This is a genomic window from Romboutsia sp., assembly GCF_035470145.1.
Lineage (GTDB): Bacteria > Bacillota > Clostridia > Peptostreptococcales > Peptostreptococcaceae > Romboutsia_D.
Genome location: NZ_DATIRC010000439.1, coordinates 1 through 1,675 on the forward strand (window position 1 = coordinate 1; position 1,675 = coordinate 1,675).

A 1,675-nucleotide genomic window follows, 5' to 3' on the forward strand; every position below is an offset into this window, starting at 1 on the left:
AAATAAGCTTCATTACCGATAGCTGAATATATCGCAAACTTTTCAACCCTAAATTCTTTACGGATATCACAACCTCTGCTAAACAATCTTAAAGTCCAGATACTGGCTAGGTATCTGCAATTTTGACAAGTCCGAATTTTATAAGATGATCTCAATGTATCGGCACTTAGTTGATATTTGATTTTATGATATACTGGTTTTTAACCAACCTATTAATTTGGGAGGATATTATGAAATTAAAATGGGAGGATATTGGCAAAATAAAATGGGCATCAGAATTTGAAATTGGAAATGAATATGTCGATTCACAACATCGCCATTTCTTAAGCCTTATAAATCGAATAGGAAAAAACTTTAAGGAAACAAATGATGATGATTATAAAAAAAAGCTTATAAGTGAATTACACAAGTATGCAGATTTTCATTTTACTTCAGAAGAAAATATAGCAACCTCTTATGGTCTTCCAGGAGTGAAGAGTCATCATCGCCTTCACTTACAACTCCTTGAAGAGTTGAATAAGAATGCAGAGGATTTAGATAAGGGCTTGAAAACAATCGATGATTTTCTTGAATTTATAACTGATTGGTTTTTAGTCCATACCATTCATGTAGATCGAAAGTTTTTTAAAGCAATGTAAAATGAAAACTTAGTTGTATTATTTTGATAGAGTTACGCAATATTGAAGTCATTTTTAAAGGTACAGACATAACTAAGTAGCGATGAGCGCAATAGATTTCAATCCTAAATTCTTTACAGATATCAACCTCTGTTAAACAATCTTTAAGTCCAGATACTGACAAGGTATCTGCAATCAAGCAAAGCTCAATTTTATATCAATTTGTCCTACCAACTATTGTCACAATGTGATATAACCAATTGATATATTATATTTTATTATATTTGACATGTATATTGTTTTATAATATGAACAAGGTTTAATAAACGGATGCTAAAAACTAAATCTAATCTCTATTTGGATTCGATTTCCTTGGGAAACTTTTCTAATTCTGTTGACCTCATTCTCGATCTTTTTCTTGCTATCCAACATTTAACTTTTCGGTGTGTCCACTAAATGGGGGAAGACCACGTTTATCCTCATTCTGAGGCTATAACCATTTAGGGGCATACAAATATATCTACTCCGCTCCTTAAACAATATTGCTGTTCTATAAGGAGCATAAAACTATAACTCTCAGGTTAATAATATCCCTTCTCACTAAGACAGAAAGAGGTGAACTATGGTTATTATAGGTAAGATCTCATTTCCCCCAGAAAGTGCAAATGAAATAGCAAAACGATTTTCGGAGTTACCTCCTTTACCCGATTATATGGTTATAAAGGGGCCTTATGTTCGTGGTATGATGGAAGAAGGAATCCAAGGAATAGAGATTTTTGAGCTTAATAATGATAAATTAGCCCACGGATTTAAATATGTCACAAATAGATATATAACCTTTTTTGGCATACCCGGCTTTAGGTATACTGTTGCTCCATACATTGAGATTAATGAGGCGTTGAAAATGGTCGGATTAGGATAACAACTTTCATTTTAAATTAATACTTCTTTCTGAAATAGGGTTGCTATCGTTATCGTATTTATTCCGAAAGGTATCGGTGATTTCGGTAACCCTTTTTTCATTACCTGAAAATATTGTGTATGTCATCCAATCCAAA

At 32.5% G+C, this 1,675-nt stretch carries 2 protein-coding genes; both read left to right on the forward strand.

The features are described from left to right. Positions 1–230 precede the first annotated feature (230 nt). On the forward strand, positions 231–638 hold the full coding sequence (locus VLM92_RS17045; protein ID WP_325277515.1) for a hemerythrin family protein: 408 nt from the start codon (positions 231–233) through the stop codon (positions 636–638). A gap of 601 nt (positions 639–1,239) precedes the next feature. Next, positions 1,240–1,539, forward strand: coding sequence for a hypothetical protein (locus VLM92_RS17050; RefSeq protein WP_325277516.1), 300 nt, complete (start codon positions 1,240–1,242; stop codon positions 1,537–1,539). The last annotated feature ends 136 nt before the right edge of the window (positions 1,540–1,675 follow it).